Origin of the sequence: Halorussus caseinilyticus, assembly GCF_029338395.1 — an archaeon.
In the GTDB taxonomy this organism is placed as follows: domain Archaea; phylum Halobacteriota; class Halobacteria; order Halobacteriales; family Haladaptataceae; genus Halorussus; species Halorussus caseinilyticus.
On the sequence record NZ_CP119809.1, the window covers coordinates 2,945,753 to 2,966,878 of the forward strand.

24 protein-coding genes and 3 pseudogenes are annotated in these 21,126 nt (G+C 65.8%); 19 read left to right on the forward strand and 8 right to left on the reverse strand.

The annotated features are described in order from the left end of the window. Window positions 1-1,245 (reverse strand): aminotransferase class V-fold PLP-dependent enzyme, encoded by a 1,245-nt coding sequence (locus P2T60_RS14900; protein ID WP_276280032.1) that lies wholly within the window; start codon window positions 1,243-1,245, stop codon window positions 1-3. A gap of 122 nt (window positions 1,246-1,367) precedes the next feature. On the opposite strand from P2T60_RS14900, the gene P2T60_RS14905 reads away from it, so the two are divergent. Then, window positions 1,368-1,568: a hypothetical protein gene (locus P2T60_RS14905; RefSeq protein ID WP_276280033.1), complete on the forward strand. Its 201-nt coding sequence runs from the start codon at window positions 1,368-1,370 to the stop codon at window positions 1,566-1,568. On the opposite strand, the gene P2T60_RS14910 is transcribed toward P2T60_RS14905, so the two are convergent. Beyond that, complete coding sequence (locus P2T60_RS14910; protein ID WP_276280034.1) at window positions 1,569-1,859, reverse strand: DUF424 domain-containing protein; 291 nt, start codon at window positions 1,857-1,859, stop codon at window positions 1,569-1,571. After that, window positions 1,856-2,608: a tetratricopeptide repeat protein gene (locus P2T60_RS14915; RefSeq protein ID WP_276280035.1), complete on the reverse strand. Its 753-nt coding sequence runs from the start codon at window positions 2,606-2,608 to the stop codon at window positions 1,856-1,858. The genes P2T60_RS14910 and P2T60_RS14915 overlap by 4 nt, the downstream gene beginning before the upstream one ends. A 287-nt stretch (window positions 2,609-2,895) precedes the next feature. Here P2T60_RS14915 and thpR point away from each other — a divergent pair, with 287 nt between their 5' ends. The 4 genes from thpR (at window position 2,896) to P2T60_RS14935 (ending at window position 4,670) form a co-directional block, all read left to right on the forward strand. Further along, a complete protein-coding gene (gene thpR / locus P2T60_RS14920; protein ID WP_276280036.1) occupies window positions 2,896-3,453 on the forward strand; it encodes an RNA 2',3'-cyclic phosphodiesterase in 558 nt (185 codons plus the stop codon). A 116-nt stretch (window positions 3,454-3,569) separates the two neighbouring features. Continuing rightward, window positions 3,570-3,722 carry a 50S ribosomal protein L39e gene (locus P2T60_RS14925; RefSeq protein ID WP_276280037.1) on the forward strand — a complete coding sequence of 51 codons (153 nt, stop codon included), beginning with the start codon at window positions 3,570-3,572 and terminating at the stop codon, window positions 3,720-3,722. Beyond that, window positions 3,722-4,000: a 50S ribosomal protein L31e gene (locus P2T60_RS14930; protein ID WP_135853401.1), complete on the forward strand. Its 279-nt coding sequence runs from the start codon at window positions 3,722-3,724 to the stop codon at window positions 3,998-4,000. Before P2T60_RS14925 ends, P2T60_RS14930 begins: the two co-directional genes overlap by 1 nt. Before the next feature lie 4 nt (window positions 4,001-4,004). After that, entirely contained in the window at window positions 4,005-4,670 is a 666-nt protein-coding gene (locus P2T60_RS14935; protein WP_276280038.1) for a translation initiation factor IF-6, read from the forward strand. Between the two features lie 310 nt (window positions 4,671-4,980). Here the strand turns inward: P2T60_RS14935 and P2T60_RS14940 are convergent, their stop codons facing one another. Next, window positions 4,981-5,145 (reverse strand): hypothetical protein, encoded by a 165-nt coding sequence (locus P2T60_RS14940; RefSeq protein WP_276280039.1) that lies wholly within the window; start codon window positions 5,143-5,145, stop codon window positions 4,981-4,983. Between the two features lie 247 nt (window positions 5,146-5,392). Here P2T60_RS14940 and P2T60_RS14945 point away from each other — a divergent pair, with 247 nt between their 5' ends. From P2T60_RS14945 to ftsY, 11 genes and pseudogenes are all read left to right on the forward strand, one after another. Next, the gene (locus P2T60_RS14945) at window positions 5,393-5,728 is read left to right on the forward strand and encodes a DUF8134 family protein (RefSeq protein ID WP_276280040.1); all 336 of its coding nucleotides are present in this window, start codon (window positions 5,393-5,395) and stop codon (window positions 5,726-5,728) included. Window positions 5,729-5,835: 107 nt separating this feature from the next. After that, window positions 5,836-7,611 (forward strand): nitrite/sulfite reductase, encoded by a 1,776-nt coding sequence (locus P2T60_RS14950; RefSeq protein ID WP_276280041.1) that lies wholly within the window; start codon window positions 5,836-5,838, stop codon window positions 7,609-7,611. A 2-nt stretch (window positions 7,612-7,613) separates the two neighbouring features. Continuing rightward, window positions 7,614-7,940 carry a DUF6360 family protein gene (locus P2T60_RS14955; RefSeq protein ID WP_276280042.1) on the forward strand — a complete coding sequence of 109 codons (327 nt, stop codon included), beginning with the start codon at window positions 7,614-7,616 and terminating at the stop codon, window positions 7,938-7,940. Continuing rightward, window positions 7,933-8,754 (forward strand): annotated as a pseudogene (locus P2T60_RS21765) (CbiX/SirB N-terminal domain-containing protein); the annotation flags it as partial. The gene P2T60_RS14955 and the pseudogene P2T60_RS21765, both read left to right, overlap by 8 nt. A gap of 51 nt (window positions 8,755-8,805) precedes the next feature. Beyond that, window positions 8,806-9,495, forward strand: a pseudogene (locus tag P2T60_RS21770) (DR2241 family protein); the annotation flags it as partial. Then, the gene (cobA, locus tag P2T60_RS14965) at window positions 9,492-10,343 is read left to right on the forward strand and encodes a uroporphyrinogen-III C-methyltransferase (RefSeq protein ID WP_276280044.1); all 852 of its coding nucleotides are present in this window, start codon (window positions 9,492-9,494) and stop codon (window positions 10,341-10,343) included. The pseudogene P2T60_RS21770 and the gene cobA, both read left to right, overlap by 4 nt. 50 nt (window positions 10,344-10,393) lie before the next feature. Next, on the forward strand, window positions 10,394-11,455 hold the full coding sequence (locus P2T60_RS14970) for an anthranilate phosphoribosyltransferase (RefSeq protein WP_276282218.1): 1,062 nt from the start codon (window positions 10,394-10,396) through the stop codon (window positions 11,453-11,455). A 163-nt stretch (window positions 11,456-11,618) separates the two neighbouring features. Continuing rightward, a complete protein-coding gene (locus tag P2T60_RS14975; RefSeq protein WP_276280045.1) occupies window positions 11,619-12,065 on the forward strand; it encodes an arsenate-mycothiol transferase ArsC in 447 nt (148 codons plus the stop codon). A gap of 115 nt (window positions 12,066-12,180) precedes the next feature. Beyond that, entirely contained in the window at window positions 12,181-12,354 is a 174-nt protein-coding gene (gene rpl18a / locus P2T60_RS14980) for a 50S ribosomal protein L18Ae (protein WP_276280046.1), read from the forward strand. After that, window positions 12,354-12,815 (forward strand): prefoldin subunit alpha, encoded by a 462-nt coding sequence (gene pfdA, locus P2T60_RS14985; RefSeq protein WP_382210216.1) that lies wholly within the window; start codon window positions 12,354-12,356, stop codon window positions 12,813-12,815. The genes rpl18a and pfdA overlap by 1 nt, the downstream gene beginning before the upstream one ends. 6 nt (window positions 12,816-12,821) lie before the next feature. Further along, a complete protein-coding gene (gene ftsY, locus P2T60_RS14990) occupies window positions 12,822-13,886 on the forward strand; it encodes a signal recognition particle-docking protein FtsY (protein ID WP_276280047.1) in 1,065 nt (354 codons plus the stop codon). An 18-nt stretch (window positions 13,887-13,904) separates the two neighbouring features. On the opposite strand, the gene P2T60_RS14995 is transcribed toward ftsY, so the two are convergent. Next, a complete protein-coding gene (locus P2T60_RS14995) occupies window positions 13,905-14,180 on the reverse strand; it encodes a hypothetical protein (RefSeq protein WP_276280048.1) in 276 nt (91 codons plus the stop codon). Between the two features lie 546 nt (window positions 14,181-14,726). Here P2T60_RS14995 and P2T60_RS15000 point away from each other — a divergent pair. The 3 genes and pseudogenes from P2T60_RS15000 to P2T60_RS15010 all read left to right on the forward strand — a co-directional run bounded on the left by P2T60_RS15000 (window position 14,727) and on the right by P2T60_RS15010 (window position 17,392). Next, window positions 14,727-16,126, forward strand: a pseudogene (locus P2T60_RS15000) (signal recognition particle protein Srp54). 132 nt (window positions 16,127-16,258) lie between these two features. After that, the gene (locus P2T60_RS15005) at window positions 16,259-16,834 is read left to right on the forward strand and encodes a magnesium transporter (protein WP_276280049.1); all 576 of its coding nucleotides are present in this window, start codon (window positions 16,259-16,261) and stop codon (window positions 16,832-16,834) included. Beyond that, window positions 16,835-17,392 (forward strand): magnesium transporter, encoded by a 558-nt coding sequence (locus P2T60_RS15010; protein ID WP_276280050.1) that lies wholly within the window; start codon window positions 16,835-16,837, stop codon window positions 17,390-17,392. It begins immediately after the preceding gene. Window positions 17,393-17,591: 199 nt separating this feature from the next. On the opposite strand, the gene P2T60_RS15015 is transcribed toward P2T60_RS15010, so the two are convergent. The 3 genes from P2T60_RS15015 to P2T60_RS15025 form a co-directional block, all read right to left on the reverse strand. Further along, complete coding sequence (locus P2T60_RS15015) at window positions 17,592-18,086, reverse strand: hypothetical protein (RefSeq protein WP_276280051.1); 495 nt, start codon at window positions 18,084-18,086, stop codon at window positions 17,592-17,594. Between the two features lie 149 nt (window positions 18,087-18,235). Beyond that, window positions 18,236-19,513 (reverse strand): kynureninase, encoded by a 1,278-nt coding sequence (gene kynU, locus P2T60_RS15020; RefSeq protein WP_276280052.1) that lies wholly within the window; start codon window positions 19,511-19,513, stop codon window positions 18,236-18,238. Window positions 19,514-20,157: 644 nt separating this feature from the next. Beyond that, window positions 20,158-21,057, reverse strand: coding sequence for a DUF6920 family protein (locus tag P2T60_RS15025; RefSeq protein WP_276280053.1), 900 nt, complete (start codon window positions 21,055-21,057; stop codon window positions 20,158-20,160). Between the last annotated feature and the right edge of the window lie 69 nt (window positions 21,058-21,126).

Here is a 21,126-nt window from a genome sequence, read left to right on the forward strand (position 1 = left end):
CTACGCGAACAACTGCCGTGCGCTGTCGATGGCGTCCATCAGCGCGTCGATTTCCTCGGTCGTGTTGTAGAAGTAGAACGACGCCCGCGCGGAGGCGGCCACGCCGAGTTTGTCGTGGAGTGGTTGGGTGCAGTGGTCGCCCGCCCGGATTGCCACCGCGTGGTCGTTCATGATGGAGGCGAGGTCGTGAGCGTGGACCGAATCGAGGTTGAACGAGACCAGTCCGCTCCGGTCGGTCGGGTCCATCGGGCCGTAGATTTCGATGTCGTCGAACTCGGCCATCCGGTCTAAGGCGTACTCGGCCAGCGTCTCCTCGTGGCGCTGAATCTCGGGCATGCCGATGTCGACCAAGTACTCGACGGCCTCGGCGAATCCGACGCCCTGCGCGATGAGCGGCGTTCCGGGTTCGAACTTCCACGGCACGTCGTGCCACGTCGAATCCTCGAACTCGACTTTCCGAATCATGCCGCCGCCGTACTGGAACGGCTCCATCTCTTCGAGAATCGCTTTCTTGCCGTAGAGTCCGCCGATGCCGGTGGGTCCGGTCATCTTGTGGGCGGAGAAGGCGTAGAAGTCGGCGTCGATGTCTTTCACGTCCACCGGTCGGTTGGGCACCGCCTGCGCACCGTCCACGAAGACGTACGAATCGTGGTCGTGGGCGAGGTCTGCGAGTTCGGAGACGGGATTGACCGTCCCGAGCGTGTTCGAGACGTGGACGACGCTGACCATCTCGGTGTCGTCGGTGATGAGGTCCGCGGCGGCGTCCATGTCGAGGTAGCCCTCGTCGGTGACGGGGATGTACTTCACGTCAGCGCCGGTGCGCTTGCCGATTTGTTGCCACGTCACCAGCGAGGCGTGGTGTTCCATCTCGGTCAGGACGATTTCGTCGCCCGGCCCGAGTTCGTTCAGGCCCCACGCGTAGGCCACGAGGTTCTCGGCTTCGGTGGTGTTTTTCGTGAACACCATCTCCTCGCGGCCCTCCGCGCCGACGAACTCGGCCACCGTGTCGTGGGCCTCCTCGTAGGCGATGGAGGCCTCTTGGCTCAACTGGTGGATGCCGCGGTGGACGTTGGCGTTGTAGTTGCGGTAGTAGTCGGCGATGGCGTCGATGACCCGATTGGGCGTCTGACTCGTCGCGCCGTTGTCGAGGTAGACGACCTGCTCGCCGTCGAACTCCCGCTGTAGAATCGGGAAGTCCTCCCGTATGCGCTCTACGTCGAGCGCGTCCGATTTCTGGAGTCCCATTGGGCGCGTCTAGGGTTTCGAGCAAGAACATTCCTTCGGTCCGAACGACCGTCTGTAACCGGAATCGGTTTCGTCCGGGCGTGTCGGAGAGGTGTTAAGAGCCTGCGACCCGACGACAACGTATGGTCTCGAAACGACGACTCGGTGCGAGTCTGCTCCTGTTGGGGCTGGCGTTCGTCGGCGCGTTCCACGCCGTCGCCGCCATCGCGTTCGACACGGGTCTGGCCTCCGTCGGCGCGGGACTGGCGGGCGTCTCGGTGCTGTCGCTGATGGCCGTCAACCTCCCGGCGCTGGGCGAGGGTGACGGGTCCGGGGACGAGTAACTACATCCGCAAGAACTGCGCGTGGCGCGTCGATTCCACGTCGAGGACGTTGGCTTCGTCCACGAATCCCTCCCGAATCGCCAGTTCGACCGCCTCGTCCCCGACCAGATTTGCGACCGACGCGCGGGCGAGACTCTCCACGACGGCCTGCTCGTCGGCCTCGTCGCCGCCGTAGAACTCCTCCGTGACCGTCAGCGAGATACCGTCGTCCTCGAACGTCTCGCCGAGAACGTCGTCGTCGCAGACGGCGACGAGCAACCCCTCGTCGGTCTCTCGCTCGTTGAGAATCATTGCTGTTCTCTCTGCTGGCGCTCCTCGATGAGTTCCTGTTCGGCCTGCTCGCGCATCTCTTCGGCTTCCTCGGCTATCTTCTCGGCCTCGTCGTACTGGCCGAGTTCTTCGAGGGCGCGGGACTTCTCTTCGAGGACCTGCGAGTTCCGGAAGCCGAGTCGGATGGCGTTTTCGAGGCTGTTGAGCGCGTCCTCGGCCAGACCGCGTTCGAGCAGGAAGAACCCGCGGTTGAACCACGCTTCGGCGAACCGCTCGTCTATTTCGACCGCGCGCTCGGCGTGTTCGAGCGCTTGCTCACTCTGACCCGACTCCCAGAGGGCATACGCCAGATTCGTCTCGGCGGTGGCGGCGTGTTCGCTGTCCTCGTCGATTCGGATGGCCTCACGGTAGTCGCCGATTGCGGCGTCCCACTCTTCGAGTTCGGCGTGGGCGGCACCCTTGTTCGTCCACGCCTCCTGTTCGAGTCTGCTGTCGTCGGGAGCGAACTGGGCCACGCGCTCGAAGGTGTCGGCGGCCTGTTCGAACCGGTTGATGGTCATGTAGTTCAGACCTACGTCCAGAAGCGCCTCGGCGTCCACTTCGTCGTCGGGGACGTTCTGGTCGTCGAGCATGTCGGTGACGACACGGGAGTCAACCGGGTCCACCTTGTCGGGGTCCACGTCCAACTCGGGCGGGTCGATGTCGAACTCCTCGTAGGGGTCGTCGAATCGGTCGCCCTCCGAGAAGTTGTGGTCCTCAGGGTCAGTCATGTCTCGGGCTTTGGCGTCCAGCGGTGTTAAGAACTGCGCCATGGAAATCTCGGCCGCGAAGGAGAGCGATTCGGGAAGAACACCGCGGCGTTACCGAGACGCGTCCGACAAATCAAAATCGGACAGTGGCGCATCGCTTCGCGCTACGTCAGAGGAATCGACATCGCCGAAAGAGGAGTCCGAGTACCTCTCGAACGTCGAGACCCGATTGCCCGAACAGTGAGTCTCGTCCGACGGCTCCCTCCACGACCCCCACCTTCAAGCCCGCGTCCGACCAAACCCCGCACATGCGACTCTTCGTGAGCATCGACCTCCCCGACGACTTCGCCGCGGAAGTCGAGCGAGTCCAAGACGAGTTCGCGGACGCCTCGGGGCTGAGTTTCACGGACCCCGAGCAGACCCACGTCACCCTGAAGTTCCTCGGCGACGTGAGTCGGGGCGAACTCCCGCGGGTCAAAAACGCCGTCCGGCGGTCCGTCTCCGACGCCGGGGTCGGACCCTTCGAGGCGACCTACGAGGGACTCGGCGTCTTCCCCGACATCAGCTACATTCAGGTTCTCTGGCTCGGAGTCGGCGCTGGCGGCGAGGAGATGACCAGCCTCCACGAGGCAATCGAGCGCGAGGTGACGCGACTCGGGTTCGACCCCGAGGACCACGAGTTCACGCCCCACGTCACCCTCGCGCGGATGGAACACGCTGGCGGGAAGGAGTCGGTACAGGAGAACGTCGAGGAGTTGGACCCGACCGTGGGAACGACCGAGGTGACGGAGATTCGCCTGACCGAGAGCGTCCTGACCGACGAAGGTCCGGAGTACTCGACGGTCGAGTCGTTCTCGCTGGAGTGAGTACCGCGGCCCTCGACGCCGCGCTACCGGCGGACGAACCGGCAGTCGAACCCTGACTCGGCGAGCGACGCCAAAGGAACAAGATTTTAAGCCACCGCGGGGAAGAACGTGGTACCATGAGTAAGAAGTCGAAGGCGAAGAAAAAGCGCCTGTCTAAGCTTGACCGACAGAACAGTCGCGTCCCGGCGTGGGTCATCATGAAGACCGACCGCGAGACGATGCGAAACCCCAAGCGCCGTAACTGGCGGCGGCAGGACACCGACGAATAATGAGCGCGAACGACTTCGAGGAGCGCGTCATCACCGTACCGCTCCGAGACGCGAAGGCCGCGGCCAAGCACGAGCGAGCGGACAAGGCCATGACGCTCGTCCGCGACCACCTCGCACAGCACTTCAAGGTAGACGACGACGAGGTCCGTCTGGACCCCTCCATCAACGAGGCCGTCTGGTCTCGCGGCCGCAAGAAGCCCCCGAGCAAGCTTCGCGTCCGCGCGGCCCGCTTCGAGGAAGAGGGCGAGACCGTCGTCGAAGCGGAACACGCCGAGTAGAGCTTTGCTCCGCGCCGCTTTCGTCGGGTCGTCGTACGTCGGTGTCTTCGCTCGCGCGACTGACGAGTATCTGCTGGTCCGTCCGGACTTGGACGACGAAGTGGTCGCCGACGTGAGCGACGAACTCGAAGTGGACGCCATCGAGACCACGGTCGGCGGGTCTTCGACCGTCGGTGCGCTGGCGGTCGGCAACGAGAACGGCCTGTTGGTCAGCAGTCGCGTCTCCGACCGGGAACGCGACCGAATCGAAGAGGCCGCGGACGCGTCGGTGAGCGAACTCCCCGGCAAAATCAACGCCGCGGGGAACGTCGTCCTCGCCAACGACAACGGGGCCTACGTCCACCCGGACCTCCCGCGCGAGGCGATGCAGGCCGTCGAGGACGCGCTGGAAGTGGACGTAGAACGCGGCGAACTCGCCGACGTGCGGACCGTCGGCACTGCCGCCGTCGCCACGAACGAGGGCGTCCTCTGTCACCCGAAGACGACCGACGCCCAACTCGACCGACTCGAAGAGGTGTTGGGCGTGCCCGCCGACATCGGCACCATCAACTACGGCGCGCCGCTGGTCGGGTCGGGCCTGCTGGCGAACGAACACGGCTACGTCGTCGGACAGGAGACGACCGGGCCGGAACTCGGCCGCATCGACCAAGCACTCGGCTACATCGAGTAGTCGTGGCGGAACGACTCGCCGATTTTCCCTTCCGAACGACTCTGCGAGTCGTTCGGAACGCCGCCGCGTCTCTTCCCGATGCTCCATCTCCGCTCGACTTCCGTGTCGCGCCGACTCCGTGACGACGCTGTCGTCACGGAGTCGAGACGCTCGCCTTCGACTACGAGGAACGTAATTCTATCTAAGAGCAATAATCTTCTGTTCCTAACGATTATGTACCAGTCCTAGAAGTATCTAAGTCCGTGTTTCGGCACACCATCGTCGCACACTTCGAGACACCGCTGGCGCACACGCGACGGCCGCCATCGCGCTACTCCTCGTCGGCGTCGTTCTCGCGCCGGTCGCTCAGGTGTTCCCAGATTTCGGTGCATCCCGCGCCGTCCTCTACGTCGGTCAAGTGGCTCTGGTCGCGGTCGGTCGTCTCGTCCGTCGATTCCTCGGTGGGCGGCTCGTCGAGCGTTTCCTCGGCAGTCATTGATACCTCGTACGGAGACAACGTAGATAAGGCCGCGCTCGTCCGTAATCGCTACCGATGCTCGGAATCAGGGGCCGTTCTCTCCGGTACCCGCGACGGCGCTCGGTCGGCGGAGACGGTCCCAGCGGCGGGTGAGAGAACGGAGTCGTCGGTTTCGACGCTACGGCGGCGTCAACGAATCGCGTGACAGTCGGCAAACGTCGCGGGCGGCGACACGCTTACCGCCCGCGTGGTACTTTCGGAAGGCATGGTCGTTTCCGTCCACCAACTCGACGACGGCGCGTGGCTCAGCGTCAACGACTCGCGGGAGGTCCCAGTGAGCCAACTCTGGTTGCTCGCGCGCCACGGCTTCTGCGGGTGCGAACTCGCCGACTTCCTCGCGGAAGGATTCGTAGAGGTCGGCGTCGATTGGCCCGACATCGAGGCACGAATCGCCGGACAGTGCGTGAAGTGCGGGGCCAGTAGCGTCACCGACTGGCTGACGGTAGGGCGGGTGAACCGCGAGAACGGCGATTTCAGGTCGGTGGTCCCGTCGAGCGTCCACGTCCCCGAGCGTCGGACGCGACTGGCGACCCCGGAGTAGCCGGACCCCGCGTCCGAAAAACCCGCAATTCCCGCCGATTGTCCGGAGCTTCGGGGAAGATTGACGGGGAACCCGCCGCTTTATTGGTGGACTCCGTTGGCATGTCCATGCCGAGCAAAGTCGAGAGCTGGAAAGACGAAATCTACGGCGTAGAGATACGAGACCACCTAGAGCGGTTCGCCGAGGAGGGCTGGGACGCCATCCCGGAGGACGAACACGACCAGTGGTTCGAGCGGTTCAAGTGGTGGGGTCTCTACCACCAGCGGAAGGGCCAAGAGTCGTACTTCATGATGCGCGTCGGCGTCCCGATGGGCCGACTCACGCCCGAACAGTTGCGGGTCGTCGGCGAAGTCGCCCGCGAGTACGCGACCGGGCCGGTCGAGAACCCCGAGTTCGGCGATGCGTACGCCGACTTCACGACGCGTCAGTCCATCCAACTCCACTGGATTAAGGTCGAGGACATCCCGGACATCTTCGAGAAACTGGAATCCGTCGGTCTCTCTACTATTCAGGCGTGCGGTGACTCGTGGCGCAACATCGTCGGTTCCCCGGTCGCTGGCCGGGACGCCGACGAACACATCGACGTGTGGCCCGTCGTGCAGGAACTCCACGACACCTTCAAGGGTAACGACCTCTACGACAACCTCCCCCGCAAGTGGAAGGTCGCAGTCACCGGCGACACCCGCGGCGCGGGACAGGGCGACATCAACGACCTCGCCTTCGAACCGGCGACCAAGACCATCGACGGCGAAGAGGTAGACGGGTTCAACGTCCGGGTCGGCGGGGGTCTCGCCCGGAAGGAACCCCGGCTCGCCCGCGACATCGACGTGTTCTGCCGCCCGGAGAACGCCAGCGACGTGGCCGCGGGTCTCTCGGGGCTGTTCCGCGACTACGGCGACCGAGAGGACCGCTTCAACGCCCGCATCAAGTTCCTCGTGGACGAGTGGGGTCCCGAGAAGGTCCGCCGGGTCCTGCAGGACGAGTACGTCGATTACGAACTCCCGACCGCGGGCGAGAACCTGCGCGACCAGTACGACTACAACGCCGGGAAGACCGACGCACCCGGCGACTACGTGGGCGTCCACGAACAGAACGACGGCGACCACTTCGTCGGTCTCTCGGTGCTGGTCGGCCGGATGAGCGCCGAGGAAGTCCTCGAACTCGCGGACCTCGCCGAGGAGTACGGTTCCGAGATGATTGGCGTGACCCAACGCCAGAACCTCATCGTCGGCGACATCGCGTCCGAGGACCTCGACGACTTCCTCGGCGAGCCACTGCTCGAGGAGTACTCGCCCGACCCCCACCCGTTCCTCCGGGGGTCCATCGCGTGTACCGGCACCGAGTACTGCTCGCTGTCCATCGTGGAGACCAAAAACCGGATGGTCCGGTACGCCCGCTGGCTGAAGGAGAACGTCCCGGTACCCGAGGGCGTCGAGGACTTCCACATCCACCTCTCCGGTTGCACCGCCTCGTGTGCCCAACCCCAAATTGCCGACATCTCGCTCCGCGGGATGAAGGCCCGCAAGGACGGCGAACCCGTCGAAGCCTTCGACGTGGGACTCGGCGGCGGTCTCGGCGAGAATCCGGAGTTCGCCGATTGGGTCGAGATGCGCGTCCCCGCCGACGAGATTCCCGGCTACGTCCGGAACCTGCTCGAAGTCTACGAGGACGAACGCGAGGAGGGCCAGAGCTTCCGGGACTTCATCCGAGAGCGCGACGAGGACGAAGTGCAGGACCTCGCAGACCCCGAGGAGACCGACTACGAGGACCCCTACATGCACAACACGAAGATGACGTGGTACCCCTACGCCGACGACGACGACATGGACGCCTCGCCCGCACCGACCGACGGACAGGGCAACCCCATCACGAGCGACGACTGACCATGGCCGACCGCGTACTGAAAGTCAACGCGTACACGACGCTGGACCTCGTGGACGCCCGCGCCGAGGGCCACGACTTCGAGGAGTCGGCGTACGCCACGCTGAACGTGACCGCGCCGCGAAACGACCCCGACCGCGTGGAACTCCAGTTCGAACTCGACAACACGGAACTCGACGCGCTCCCGGCCCACGCCGACCGCGCGGACCTCTCGCCCGAACAGGCCCGCTCGCTCGCCGCGGACCTCGAATCGTACGCCGAGAAGGTCGAACGCGCACAGGCAGACGAGAGCGCCGACGAGTCCGACGCCACCGGAACCAGCGATGACTGAGCAAGCACTCGTCGTCGCGGGTCACGGCTCCCACCGGAATCCCGACTCCGCGGCGCCGACCCACCGCGCGGTCGAGGCCGCCCGCGACCGGGGCGACTTCGCGGAGGCCCGCCCGGCGTTCTGGAAGGAGGCCCCCTCGTTCCGAAACGTCTGTCACACCATCGACGCCGACGAAGCCGTCGTGGTTCCGCTGTTCGTCAGCGAGGGCTACTTCGTGGAGCAGGTCCTGCCCCGCGAGTTCGGTCTCGGCGAACGCGACCGGGGCGACGACGGGCCGACCTTCCGGTACGCCGACCCGATTGGAACCCACCCGGCGATGACCGACGTAATCGCGGCCCGCGCCCGCCGGATGCTCGACGGCGAGGACGGCGAAGCGGTCGCACCCGAGGACACCGCGCTCGCGGTAATCGGCCACGGCACCGAGCGCAACCCCAACAGCGCCGACGCCATCTACGACCACGTAGCGGCGCTCCGCGAGGAGAGCGACTTCGCGGAGGTCGGCGCGCTGTTCATGGACGAAGCGCCCTACGTCGAAGACGTTCTCGACGAGTTCGAGGCCGAGGAAATCGCGGTCGTTCCGCTGTTCGTCGCCGACGGGTTCCACACGCAGGACGAGATTCCCGAGTTGCTCGGCCTGACCGACGACCCGACGACTGGCTATCCCGTGCCGGGAACCGTCGAAGACCGGCGCGTCTGGTACGCCTCCGCGGTCGGCACCGACCCCCTCGTCGTGGACGTGGTGCTAGAGCGCGCCGCCGAAGCGGGCGCGAATATCGGCGGGTCAGACGAGAACCGCGGCGAGTCCGCGGCCGCGGACTCGCCGCGTCCGGTCCGCGGGGAGGCGGGCGACGCCTTCGTCTCGTGGGTCGAGGGCGGAGAGACCCGAATCTGGGGCGAACTCGCCGTCAGCGCGACCGGCGAGGGCTACGACCTGCGCCACCGGAGCGACCGGGAGTCGTCGGTCGCCGACCTCGACTCGCGGTCGGTCGGCGACCTGCGCGAACTCGTTCGGTACGCCGACGACGGCCGGTACCGCCCGTTCGCCGGGGAATCGACGCTTCCGGCCGGGTGGGTCCTCACAGACCTCGACCGCGAGGGGCTTCTGCGGGCGGTTTCGACCGTCTACCCCGCCGCGGTCGAACACTGGGCGGCCGAACGGTCGGGCGACCTCGACCCGGTTCCGTTCCCGGCGGTCGCCGACCGACAGACCGGCATCTACGAGTGCGTCGGCGACTGCTCGCGGGCCGAAGTCGCCGGAGCAATCGAGGCGTGCTGTGACAACTGCACGAAGCGGCGGGCGTGGGACGGCGAGCAGAACGCGGAGTCCGACGGCGAGACGGCCGACGGCGACGAGGTGATACCCTGCCGAGAGCCGTGTTCGTTCCTCGTCGCGGCGGCCCGCGAGTTCCACCAGCACGAGAACGAATCGACAGACGACCGACCCACAGAGAGCGACGCGTCCGTCCCGCGAGGCGACCTGACCGACCCAGCGAACGTCTACCGGGTCCGCTACCGGCGGGCGCGAGACGCCACCCACACCAGACCACAACCATGAGCCATCCGAACCGAAACACGACCACCGGAACCGCGTACCTCGTCGGTGCCGGACCGGGCGACCCCGAACTGCTGACCGTGAAAGCCCGGCGACTGCTCGACGAGGCAGATGTCGTCCTCCACGACAACCTCGTGGGCGACGACCTCGTGGCATCGATTCCAGACCGAACCACCGTCGAGAACGTCGGCAAGCGTCCCGGCGGCGAGCGGACGCCCCAAGCCGAAATCAACGACCGACTCGTCGGCGAGGCGCGCGCCGGACGCGACGTGGTGCGACTCAAGGGCGGCGACCCGACCCTCTTCGGACGCGGCGGCGAGGAAGCCGAGTACCTCGCGCGCCACGGCGTCCCCTTCGAGTTCGTGCCGGGCGTGACCAGCGCAATCGCGGCCCCGAGCGCCGCGGGCGTGCCGCCGACTCACCGCGACCACGCCTCCAGTCTCGCGGTCGTCACCGGCCACGAGGACCCGACCAAGCCCGACAGCGCAATCGACTGGGAGGCGCTCTCCCGTCTCGTGACCGCCGGAGGGACGCTCGTCATCCTGATGGGCGTGGGTCGGCTTCCCGACAACGTCGCGGCCCTCGAAGACCACGGCGTCGGCCCGAAGACGCCGGTCGCAATGGTCGAGCGCGCGACGCTCCCGTCCGAGCGGACCGTCACCGGAACGCTCGACGACATCGTGGAGCGCGCCCGAAACGCCGACATCGAACCGCCCGCCGTCACCGTCGTCGGCGACGTGGTGAACGTCCGGGAGACGGTGGTCTCCTGTCTCGGCGGGTCCGCGGGCGAGGTGGCCCCGGCAGTCGGGGTCGGTCGCGTCGAGGACGAAATCGGGGTGAACCAGCAGTGAGCGGCGAGCAGATTTCGGAACTCGCCGCGGACGGCGCAGTAGCCGACGGCGTGACCGTGGAGGGCGACTGGCCCCTCCGCCGACTCCTGACCGAAGGCGGCGTCGGGTCCGGCCCGAAGACCGCAGACGACATGACCTACGAGCAGTCGCGCGAGGCGTTCGCCCGCGTCCTCGCCGGGAACCCCGACCCGGAGACGCTCGGGGCGTTCCTGCTGGCGAACCGCTGGAAGGAGAGTACGCCCGAGGAGTTGGCCGGGTTCACCGACGCGATGCGGGACCTGTCGGTCCGGACCGCCGCGCCCGAGGTTGACCCCGTGGACTGCGGCGGCAACTACGACGGCAAGCAGAAGACGGCAGTTCTCGGAGTCGCCTCGGGACTGGTCGCCGCCGCCGCGGGGACGCCCGTCGTCGCCCACAGCGGTCCGGGTCTCCCGGCGAAGTACGGCACGACCTACGGCGACGTACTCGCCGAAATCGGCGTGCCGACCGACCTCGAACCCGCCGAGAGCGCGGCCATGACCGACGAGGTGGGCTTTGGCTTCTACGCCCAGTCGAAGTTCAACCCGCTGGTCCACGAGCGTCGGCCCGCCCGGAAGTCGGTCGGCGTCCGGACCTCCATCAACACGGTCGAGACGCTGGCGAACCCCGCGAACGCGAGCGTCCACTTCGGGAGCTTCTACCACCTCTCGTACGCCGAGCGCATCGCGGGCACCGTGCGCGAGAGCGCCGAACTCCCCGTAGAGCGCGTCGTGATGGCTCAAGGCATCGAGGGGTACGACGACGTTCGGCCCGGCACGACGCGAGTCGCCGAGTGGTCCGGCGGCGACATCGAGGACGGCGAAGTCGAGACGCCCGAACTCGGCGTCGAGTTCGAGCGCGAGGACCTCCGCGTCGAGGACCTCCCGGCCGACTCCGCCGCCGTCACCGAGCGCGTGCTGTCCGGCGAGGGAGACGGCCCGGTCGCCGACGCGGTTGCGCTCAACGCCGGATTCCGAATCTACGCGGGCGGCGACGCCGATTCGGTCGGCGAGGGCGTCGAGCGGGCGCGAGACGCCCTCGCCGACGGGAGCGCGGAGGCGCGTCTCGACGCGCTCCGCGCGTTCGAGCCGTAGCTCCCTGTGGCTCGGTAGTCTGAACTACGGTCTGGATGGCTATTAGCCGTATTTTTGTTTTCTTCAGCATCGTATTCCATTTCTTAGAATTTCTATAGCTTGCTATAGCTCTCGCCGCGCGGACGCACAACGCTTATCTAAGCACTCCCCAATCGTTCGACCGATGACCCGCATCGCCTTCGTCTGCGTCCAGAACGCCGGTCGGAGCCAGATGGCCGCCGCGTTCGCCGAGCGTGCGGCCCGCGGCCGACGCGAAGCGTCGGCGCGGGCCTCCGAGTCCGTCGAAATCGTCACCGGCGGCACCGACCCGGCCGACCACGTCCACGACGAGGTGGTGGCGGTGATGGCCGAACGCGACTTCGACCTCTCGGACCGGACGCCCCGTGAAGTGACCCACGAGGAGTTACAGGACTGCGACTACGTGATTACGATGGGCTGTTCCGCAAAAGACGTGTGTCCGGCCACGTGGTCCGGTGAGAACCGCGACTGGGGACTCGACGACCCCGACGGGCAGGACCTCGACGCCGTGCGGGAGATTCGAGACGAAATCGAGCGGCGGGTCGGCGAGTTGTTCGCGGAGTTGGACCGCGAGCGAGCGGACGAGCGATAGAACGAGCGCCGCGACCCGACGGACGCTCGCCGGAAAGTGGAAACCGGAACGCGTAGTCCGGACCGGCCGTTCCCGAGTAGGAAGATTCTTCCCTCCGCGCGTCCCAGATTCCCCCATGAGTGAGTTTACTGTTCGCGGCAAGTTCCAGTCTCGAGACGGCTGGCAGGAGTTCGAGACGACTATCGACGCCGAAAACGAGAACGTAGCCGAGGAGCGCACCTACACGAACTTCGGCAGTTACCACGGCGTAAAACGCACCGAAATCGAAGTCGAGGAGGTCGAAGCCTAATGATGGGTGGCGGCAACCCCGAACTGCAGGAACTCTCCCAACAGCTTCAGGAACTCGAAGAACAGCAGGAGGAACTCGAAGGCGAAATCGAAGACCTCCGCGACGAGAAGGGAGACATCAGCGAAGCCATCGAGACCATCGGCGCGCTCGAAACCGGTTCGACGGTGCAGGTGCCCCTCGGCGGCGGCGCACACGTCCGCGCGGAAGTCCAAGACCTCGACGAAATCGTCGTGGAACTCGGCGGTGGCTACGCGGCCGAGCGAGACGAGGAGAACGCGGTCCAGACCCTCGAAAACAAGCAGGACACCCTCGACGAGCGCATCTCGGACCTCGAAGACGAGGTTAACCAAGTCGAAGAGGAGAGCGCCGAACTGGAGCAGAAGGCCCAGCAACTCCAGCAACAGCAGATGCAACAGCAGATGCAGCAGATGCAGGGCCAGCAGAACGACGAGGACGAGTAACCGGCGATGTTCGATAGCCTGAAGGACAAACTCGGGAGTTTCCGCAAGGACGTTGAGGAGACGACCGAGGAGAAGGCCGAGGAAGCGGAGGCCGAGGCGGAAGCCGAGGCCGACGCCAGTCCGGAGGAGTCGCCGGACGCCGAACCCGACTCGGGGTCCGACGAGAGTTCCTCGTCCGGCGGCGGGTTCGCGGCGAAGGCCAAGTCGTTCGCCAAGGGCGAAATCGTCATCGAAGAACAGGACCTCGAAGACCCGCTCTGGGAGTTGGAGATGGCCCTGCTGGAGAGCGACGTGGAGATGAGCGTCGCCCAAGAGATTCTGGACAACATCCGGGAGGACCTCATCGGCGCGACTCGCTCGTTCAGTAGCGAGACCGCAGACGTGGTGGAACAGGCGCTCCACGACTCGCTGTTGAAGGTCATCTCGGTCGGTCAGTTCGACTTCGACCAGCGAATCGCGGAGGCCGACAAGCCCGTCACCATCATCTTCACGGGCGTCAACGGCGTCGGCAAGACGACCACCATCGCCAAACTCTCGAAGTACCTCGAAGACCGGGGTCTGTCGGCAGTGATGGCCAACGGCGACACCTACCGCGCCGGGGCCAACGAGCAGATTCAGGAACACGCCGACAACCTCGGCAAGAAACTCATCACCCACGAACAGGGCGGCGACCCCGCGGCAGTCATCTACGACGCCGTGGAGTACGCCGATTCCCACGACATCGACGTAGTGCTGGGCGACACTGCGGGTCGCCTCCACACCGACGAGGGGTTGATGGACCAGTTGGAGAAAATCGGCCGCGTGGTGGGTCCGGACATGACCCTCTTCGTGGACGAGGCGGTGGCCGGACAGGACGCGGTTCAGCGCGCAAAGCAGTTCAACGACGCCGCCGAAATCGACGGCGCGATTCTGACGAAGGCCGACGCCGACTCGCAGGGCGGGGCGGCCATCTCCATCGCGCACGTCACCGGCAAGCCGATTCTCTTCCTCGGCACCGGGCAGGGGTACGACCACATCGAGAAGTTCGACCCGGAGAATCTGGTCGAGCGACTCCTCGGCGACGAGGAGTAGTCCGACCGTCCCGTTTTCTCAAGCGTACCAGCGCCGCACCGCCACGACGACGTTCACGGCGACGAGACACGTCGCTATCAGGCCGAGCGTGAACAGTTCTACCGGGAGGTTGCGGAACAGCACCCAGTACGACGCCGAGAGGATAGCCAGCGCCACGACGATGTTGTACGCGTCGGCCGCCAGTTCGCCCGCCAAGTCCGTCGTCGTCTGCGTGCGAGGTTCCCCGGTCACGTCGGGGTGGTCGCCGTTCGTTCCGACCGAGCTATCGCGTGCCTTGTTTAAATCGCGTGCCATGCATTGAAGATATGCGGGCGAGAATTTCTGACGGGACGTGATAAGCGTATCGGCCGATAGGACGTGTTCGATGCGTCACGACGAGAGCGAGCGCTAAACTGGAAAACACAAAGAGACGACTCCTCGATAATTCCTGTTTCGAGACGAAGCACGGTGCTAGGACACCGCGCACCTCCGTCGTGAATAGTCTCTGGTTGCGTCAGCCGAGTCTACCTCAGCCTTCGGCTACGTTATATCGTTTCGCGTCTCGACTTATAGGATTTTTGGTGAAATGTTGTGGATAGCTCTTTCTCTGGTAGCGATGGTCGTAGTTGGTCTGCTCGGCCTTCGGCTCGTGCCGAAGCGTTGGGACAGCGCAGACTTGAAGGTCAGGCCGTGGGGTGTGTCGGCGGACAGCGACCCCGACAACCCCGAGTAGGGCGAGGGGTCTCCGCCTCGTCGGACTCTGACCCGAGTGGTACCCCCGAAGCGTGCCGACTGTTCCCCGTTCGAGTAGGGAGGCTAGAAAAAGCCTTTAACGGCCACGCGGTCTACCCTACGGTAACGATGGTACTCGACGACTTGGGAAACTCCCTCCGCGACTCCCTCGGTAAACTCAGCGGGCAGACCCGCGTGACCGAGGAAGACGTGGAAGAAATCGTCAAGGAGATTCAGCGGTCGCTCCTGCAGGCCGACGTTGAAGTCAGCCTCGTGATGGACCTCTCGGACTCCATCAAAGAGCGTGCGCTCGAAGAGGAGTCGCCCGCCGGAACCTCGGCGCGCGACCACGTTCTCCGAATCGTCTACGAGGAGATGGTGGACCTCGTGGGCGACAGCACCGACATCCCCCTCGAAGGGCAGACCATCCTGCTCGCCGGTCTACAGGGGTCCGGGAAGACGACCACCGCGGCGAAGATGGCGTGGTGGTTCTCGAAGAAAGGGCTTCGGCCCGCAATCGTCCAGACCGACACCTTCCGACCCGGCGCGTACGACCAAGCCAAGGAGATGGCCGGTCGCGCGGAAGTGGACTTCTACGGCGACCCCGACGAGGAGAACCCCGTGAAAATCGCCCGCGACGGTCTCAAAGCCACGAGCGACGCCGACGTTCACATCGTGGACACCGCGGGTCGCCACGCCCTCGAAGACGACCTCATCGACGAAATCGAGGAGATAGAGCGCGAGGTCAATCCCGACCGGAACCTGCTGGTCTTGGACGCCGCAATCGGGCAAGGCGCGAAAGACCAAGCCCGGCAGTTCGACGACTCCATCGGCATCGAGGGCGTCATCGTCACGAAACTCGACGGGACCGCGAAAGGTGGCGGCGCGCTGACCGCGGTCAACGAGACGAACTCGTCCATCGCGTTCCTCGGTTCCGGCGAGGAAGTTCGGGACATCGAGCGGTTCGAGCCTTCGGGATTCATCTCGCGTCTGCTCGGGATGGGTGACCTGAAGCAACTCACCGAACGCGTCGAGCGCGCGATGGCCGAGACCCAAGAGGAGGAGGAAGACTGGGACCCCGAGGATATGCTGAAAGGCGAGTTCACCCTGAAGGACATGCGCCACCAGATGCAGGCGATGAACAACATGGGTCCGCTCGACCAAGTGATGGACATGATTCCGGGCATGGGCGGCGGCCTGATGGACGAACTCCCGGACGACGCGATGGACGTGACCCAAGACCGGATGCGTAGCTTCGAGGTCATCATGGACTCGATGACCGAGATGGAACTCGAGAACCCCCCGCGCCATCGGCGCGAGTCAGGTCGAACGCATCGCCCGCGGAAGCGGGGAAAGACGAGGAGCGCGTGCGCGAACTCCTCGAACAGCACAAGATGATGTCCCAGACGCTCAAGCAGTTCCAAGGCATGGGCCAAGGCAACATGGAGCGCATGATGAAGAAGATGCAGGGCGGTGGCGGCGGCGGAGGCGGCGGCGGAATGGGCGGGTTGGGTCCGTTCGGCGACTGAATTCGTCTCGCCGAGATAGCCATCGCCGCGCTGTTCACGTCGATATTCGGGGGCGGCGCGTACCTCCTGCGATGCCATCGGATGACCGACCGACGCACCGCTTTTTTGTCCGGGCGACGTGAGTGCGAGTAGATGTCCGTCCGCGAAGTCGCTGTGCAGGCCTACCGGGAGGCCCTCCCTGCGCTGGCCGCGAGCGTGGTCGGCGGCCTGTTCGCCGGTGTCGTCCTCGGCGGGATGCGCGCGGAACTCCGGGACGTACCGGGTCTGCTCGTCCTCGTACCCGCACTGCTGGCGACCCGCGGGAACGTCTACGGGTCGCTCGGTGCGCGCCTCTCGACCGGACTCCATCAGGGGTTGGTCGAACCCGCGCTGGAACTCGACGACCGGGTGACGGCGGCAGTGGCCGCGGCGCTCGCAAACGGAATTCTGGCGAGTCTCTTCGCGGCGACGGTGGCGTTTCTGGTCCTCCGGGTCCTCGCCGAACCAGTCGCACCCCTTCCAACCCTGCTCGCAATCGCGCTGGTCGCGGGCCTGCTGTCGGGAGTCGCGCTGACCGTCGCGGTGGTCTCGGTCGTCTTTGTGGGGTTCCGCCGGGGGTACAACCCGGACACGCTGGTCGGGCCGCTGGTGACGACGACCGGCGACGTGTTCGGCATCTCCTTCCTCCTGCTTTCGGTCAGATTCGTCTTGGCACTGGGAGGGATGTAAGTGCAGACGGAGTGGAGCGTCCGGGCCATCACGCGGGCGACCCTGCCGGTCCTGCTCGCGCTCACGGTGGTCGAAATCGGGAGCGGTCTCGTTTTAGGGTCGTTCGAGCCGACCCTGCTGACCTACCCCTCCCTGCTGACGCTCGTGCCCGTGACCATCGGGACCGCCGGGAACCTCGGGAGCGTGCTGGCCGCGCGCCTCTCGACGGCGTTCCACCTCGGGACGCTCTCGTTCGACCCCGGCGACGACCAACTCGCGGGTAACGCAGTGGCGACGGTGGCGCTCGCGCTGACGATTTTCCCGGTCGTGGGCGCGGGCGCGTGGACGCTCTCGCTCGCGCTCGGGAGCGCGCGACTCCCCCTACTGACCGTCGTGGCGGTGGCGCTCGCCAGCGGCGCGGCGCTCGCGGTGGTCGCAATCGCGGTGACGCTGGTGGCGACCTACGCGGCGTATCGGTTCGAGTTAGACCCCGACGACGTGGTGATTCCGGTCGTGACGAACGCCTGTGACGTGTTGGGCGTCGTGGTGCTGTTTCTGGTCGTGCAGGTGTTGGTCTAGCGGCGGTCGAGAGCGGGGTTCCCGCTTTCAGACGATAGCGCGTAGCTGACTCGGTGATTGTACTCGATGACCGGGCGAGCGTATCGTGCGATTCTCGTCGCAGACGGGGCGACTCAATGCCCGCGGTCCGAATACAGCGGATGGGAGCAACGAACGACCGTCATCTAATCCGCAATCTGACGATAAACGTCGGGTCGCCCTACGCTTGCGACGACGGGGGTGTCACCTCGTCGCCTCCCTCGGCGGGAGTTCGCAGTTTCGACCCCGCGATACCGGAGCCGATGAGCAGAAGCGCGCCACCGGCCAGCAGGAACGGTTCCGCACCGAGGACGAACACGACGGTCTCTCCTTCGAAACCGGGGGCCTGAGGCGAGAACTCTCGATAGAGCGGCCTCCCCGGTGACCGGAACAAGTCGAAGACCGCTCGGAGCGCGTAGAACAGGACGATACCGCCCATTGCGAACGGGACGCTCGCCAGACGTTTCCACCGAAGGGCGGCAACCGCACCGCCGACACCGACGACACCCAACTGTGCGAGCAACACTTCTTGGTGACTGAGGTCTCCGCCCCAACCGGACACGATGGTTCCCTCGTATCCGGGCGCAACGTGGACCAATCCCTGATACACGCCGACGACGACGGCCGCACACCCGGTAACAGCCATCATCACCGGAACGAGTCCTCGATTTTCCATAGAGAGTGGTCGTTTAACTAACCGTTAAATGTTGTCCCACTTGTAGAAGCGGCAACGTACTGTTCCGGTCTACAGTAGGGAGTGCCCGTCCCTCGTGACGAGCGACGGTCACGCGGCCGGTTCCGAAGAGAGAAACCTACTCGTTGCTGTCAGGTCACCCCGCCGCCGCGCGGCTCGAACTGCTCGTACTCTCGATTGTCCACGACCTGCCGCAACTGCTCGACCACTTCCCACACGTCCTCGTAACTCGTGTACAGCGGCGCGGGACAGACCCGGACGACGTTCGGCGGCCGGAAGTCCACGACCACGCCGCGCTCTTTCAGCGCCTCGCTGACTCGGTAGGCCTCGGGATGCTCGACGGCGACGTGACCGCCGCGGCGGTCGGGTTCGCGCGGCGTGCCCACCTCGCAGTCGGGCAGGCGCTCGTCCACGAGGAAGATGAGGTAGTCGGTGAGTCGGAGCGACTTCTCGCGGACTGCCTCGATTGACGTTTCCTCGAAAATCTGGAGCGACCCCGCCAGCGGCGCGGCCGAGAGAATCGGAATCGTGCCGATTTGGTAGGCTCCGGCGTCGTCGGCGGGCGTGTAGGTCGGGTTCATCTCGAACTGGGTTTCCTTGTCGTGGCCCCACCAGCCAGCGAGGGCGGGTCTGGCGTCGAAGTGGTTCTCGTTGACGTAGAGACCCGCGATGGCTCCCGGCCCGGCGTTGAGGTACTTGTAGCTACACCACACCGCGAAGTCCACGCCGACCGCCGAGAGGTCGTGGGGGACGACGCCGACCGAGTGGGCGAGGTCGAATCCGGCGAGGACGCCCCGGTCGTGGGCCGCCTCGGTGATTGCTTCGATGTCGAGCAACTGGCCGCTCCGGTAGAGGACCGAGGGGAGGAACGCGATTGCGGTGTCGTCGTCCAGCGCCCCAATCACGTCCTCGGTTTCGATGGTCCGCCCGTCCCGACTCTCGACCACGGTCAGGGCCTCGTCGGGGTCCACCCCGCGCTGGCGGAGTTGCGCGCGGATGGCGTAGTGGTCGGTCGGGAAGTCGAGTTCGTCCACAACGATTTTCGACCCCTCCGCGCGGTCGTAGAAGGTGCCGATTAGCGTGTGGATGTTGACCGTCGTGGAGTTGGCGACGACGACTTCCTCCGGTTCCGCGCCGACCAGCGGCGCGAGTCGGTCGCCCAACCGCTCGCCGTAGTGGAACCACGGTGGGTCGGCGTCGGTCCACCCGCGGATGGCGAGGTCCTTCCACTCCGAGACGGCCCGGTCGAGCGCGTCCTCGGCTTCCTCGGAGAGCAGGCCGAGCGAGTTGCCGTCTACGTACCACTCGTCGTCGGGGTCGTAGAACCGGTCGGCGAGGTGCGCGAGGGGGTCGGTCTCGTCGCGCGCCGCGGCGAACTCCGCCCCGAGTTCGAAGTCGTCGGCGTTCATGTGGACAGCGAGCGGCGGAATCGGGTTAGGTGTTTGGTCTCTGGGTTGTTTCCTGTGGGAGAGTCACCGCGACAATCGTCGGGAAGAACGCCCGGAAAGCCCCCGCCCGCTCGCGGTCGTTCAGCGACATATCCTCGACTCATCTTCGCTTCGCTCGATTCGTCTCGGATAGGGGTCGCTGAGACGACCACGTTGAACGCCGGGAGACAAACCGCGTCTCCCGAGGTCACACTCGCTTCGCTCGCGTGACCGCGAGCGGGCGGCCCCTTTATCCCACCCGCGACGGTTGGTCGGCCGGTCATCTGCGTCGGCGGTTGGTCGGCCGAGCGTTCGCGTGGACCAGTCGGCCGGTCGGCGCTCGGTGGACCGTTCTCTCGCGGTAGCGGTGCGGTGCTGTGCGGTCGCGGTCTGATTGGCTCAAGCCTGAAGCTAGTTCTCCGTGTTCCTGCGGTAGCGGTGCGGTGGCGGTGCGATGCCGTCGCGGTAGCGGTGCGGTGGCGGTGCGATGCCGTCGCGGTAGCGGTGCGGTGGCGGTGCGATGCCGTCGCGGTGGCGGTGCCGTCGGCCGAGAGCCTCGAAAGAACTGTATACGTTTCCTAAAGAATTATTTCCATTGCTTAGAGAATCAGATACCTTCCTCAGAACTACTCGGCAGGCCAGTGTTCGATGTCGGTGATTCTGGCCCGCCAGTACGACAGGTCGCCGTCCGGCAGGTTCCACTCGACGCCGCCCTCCATCGGGACGCGCAGACCGTTTCGCTCGCGGTACTCTTGGAGGTGGCACGTCCACGTCGCGCGCTCGAAGCCGCCGTCGTCGGTCTCGCGGGGGCGCTGGGCCACGATTCGCTCCACCTCGTCGCGGTCGTCGAAGTGGAACACCGCCGAGGCGGTCGTACCGCCGTGTTCGATGGTCGCGCGCGCCGAGGAGTCGTCTATCCCCTCCCACTCGACGCCCTCGCCGGGGACGAGCGCAGTCGGGAACCACACCGTCTCGGCCAGATAGCGCACGAGTTCGCCCTCGTCGAGTTCCTGACCGGGGTCGGCCTCGGCGACGGTGACGGCCGACAGGAGCGCCGCGCGGAGCGACCCCCTACCGCCGACGTAGGCGTCCACGGCCCGGACGGGGACGAACGGAGCCATCTCGATGGTCGCGTCCCAGACGAACCCCGGCGGGCGGACGGTGAACCGCTGGGTCGCTTCGAGGGACTTCCACGCCGAGTCCGTACCGCCGAGTCGGAACTCCCCCCGTTGTTCGGCACGCACGGTCCGGACGTACGACCGACCGTCTCGAATCACGTTGTCGAGGTAGTCCCGGACGGGAGTCGGCAGTCCGGTCAGGTCGTCGTCCGTGACCGTGGAATCGGTGTCGGTGACGATTTGGCGGTCGCCAGCGACCGCTCGCTCCGGGCGGGTCTCGGCGTCTACGAACAGGTGGTCTACGAGGTCGGTGTTCTCGCGTTCGAAGCGAACGCGCCCGACGGCGGTGACGGCGGCGAGACCGACCGCGGCCGCACCGACTCCTTTCAGGGCGGTTTTGAGTCGCATATCACGCCTTCGTCGCGCGCGGTGAAGAAGTTCGTGGCGAACGCGGCGGAGTCGTAGCGAACGCGGCAG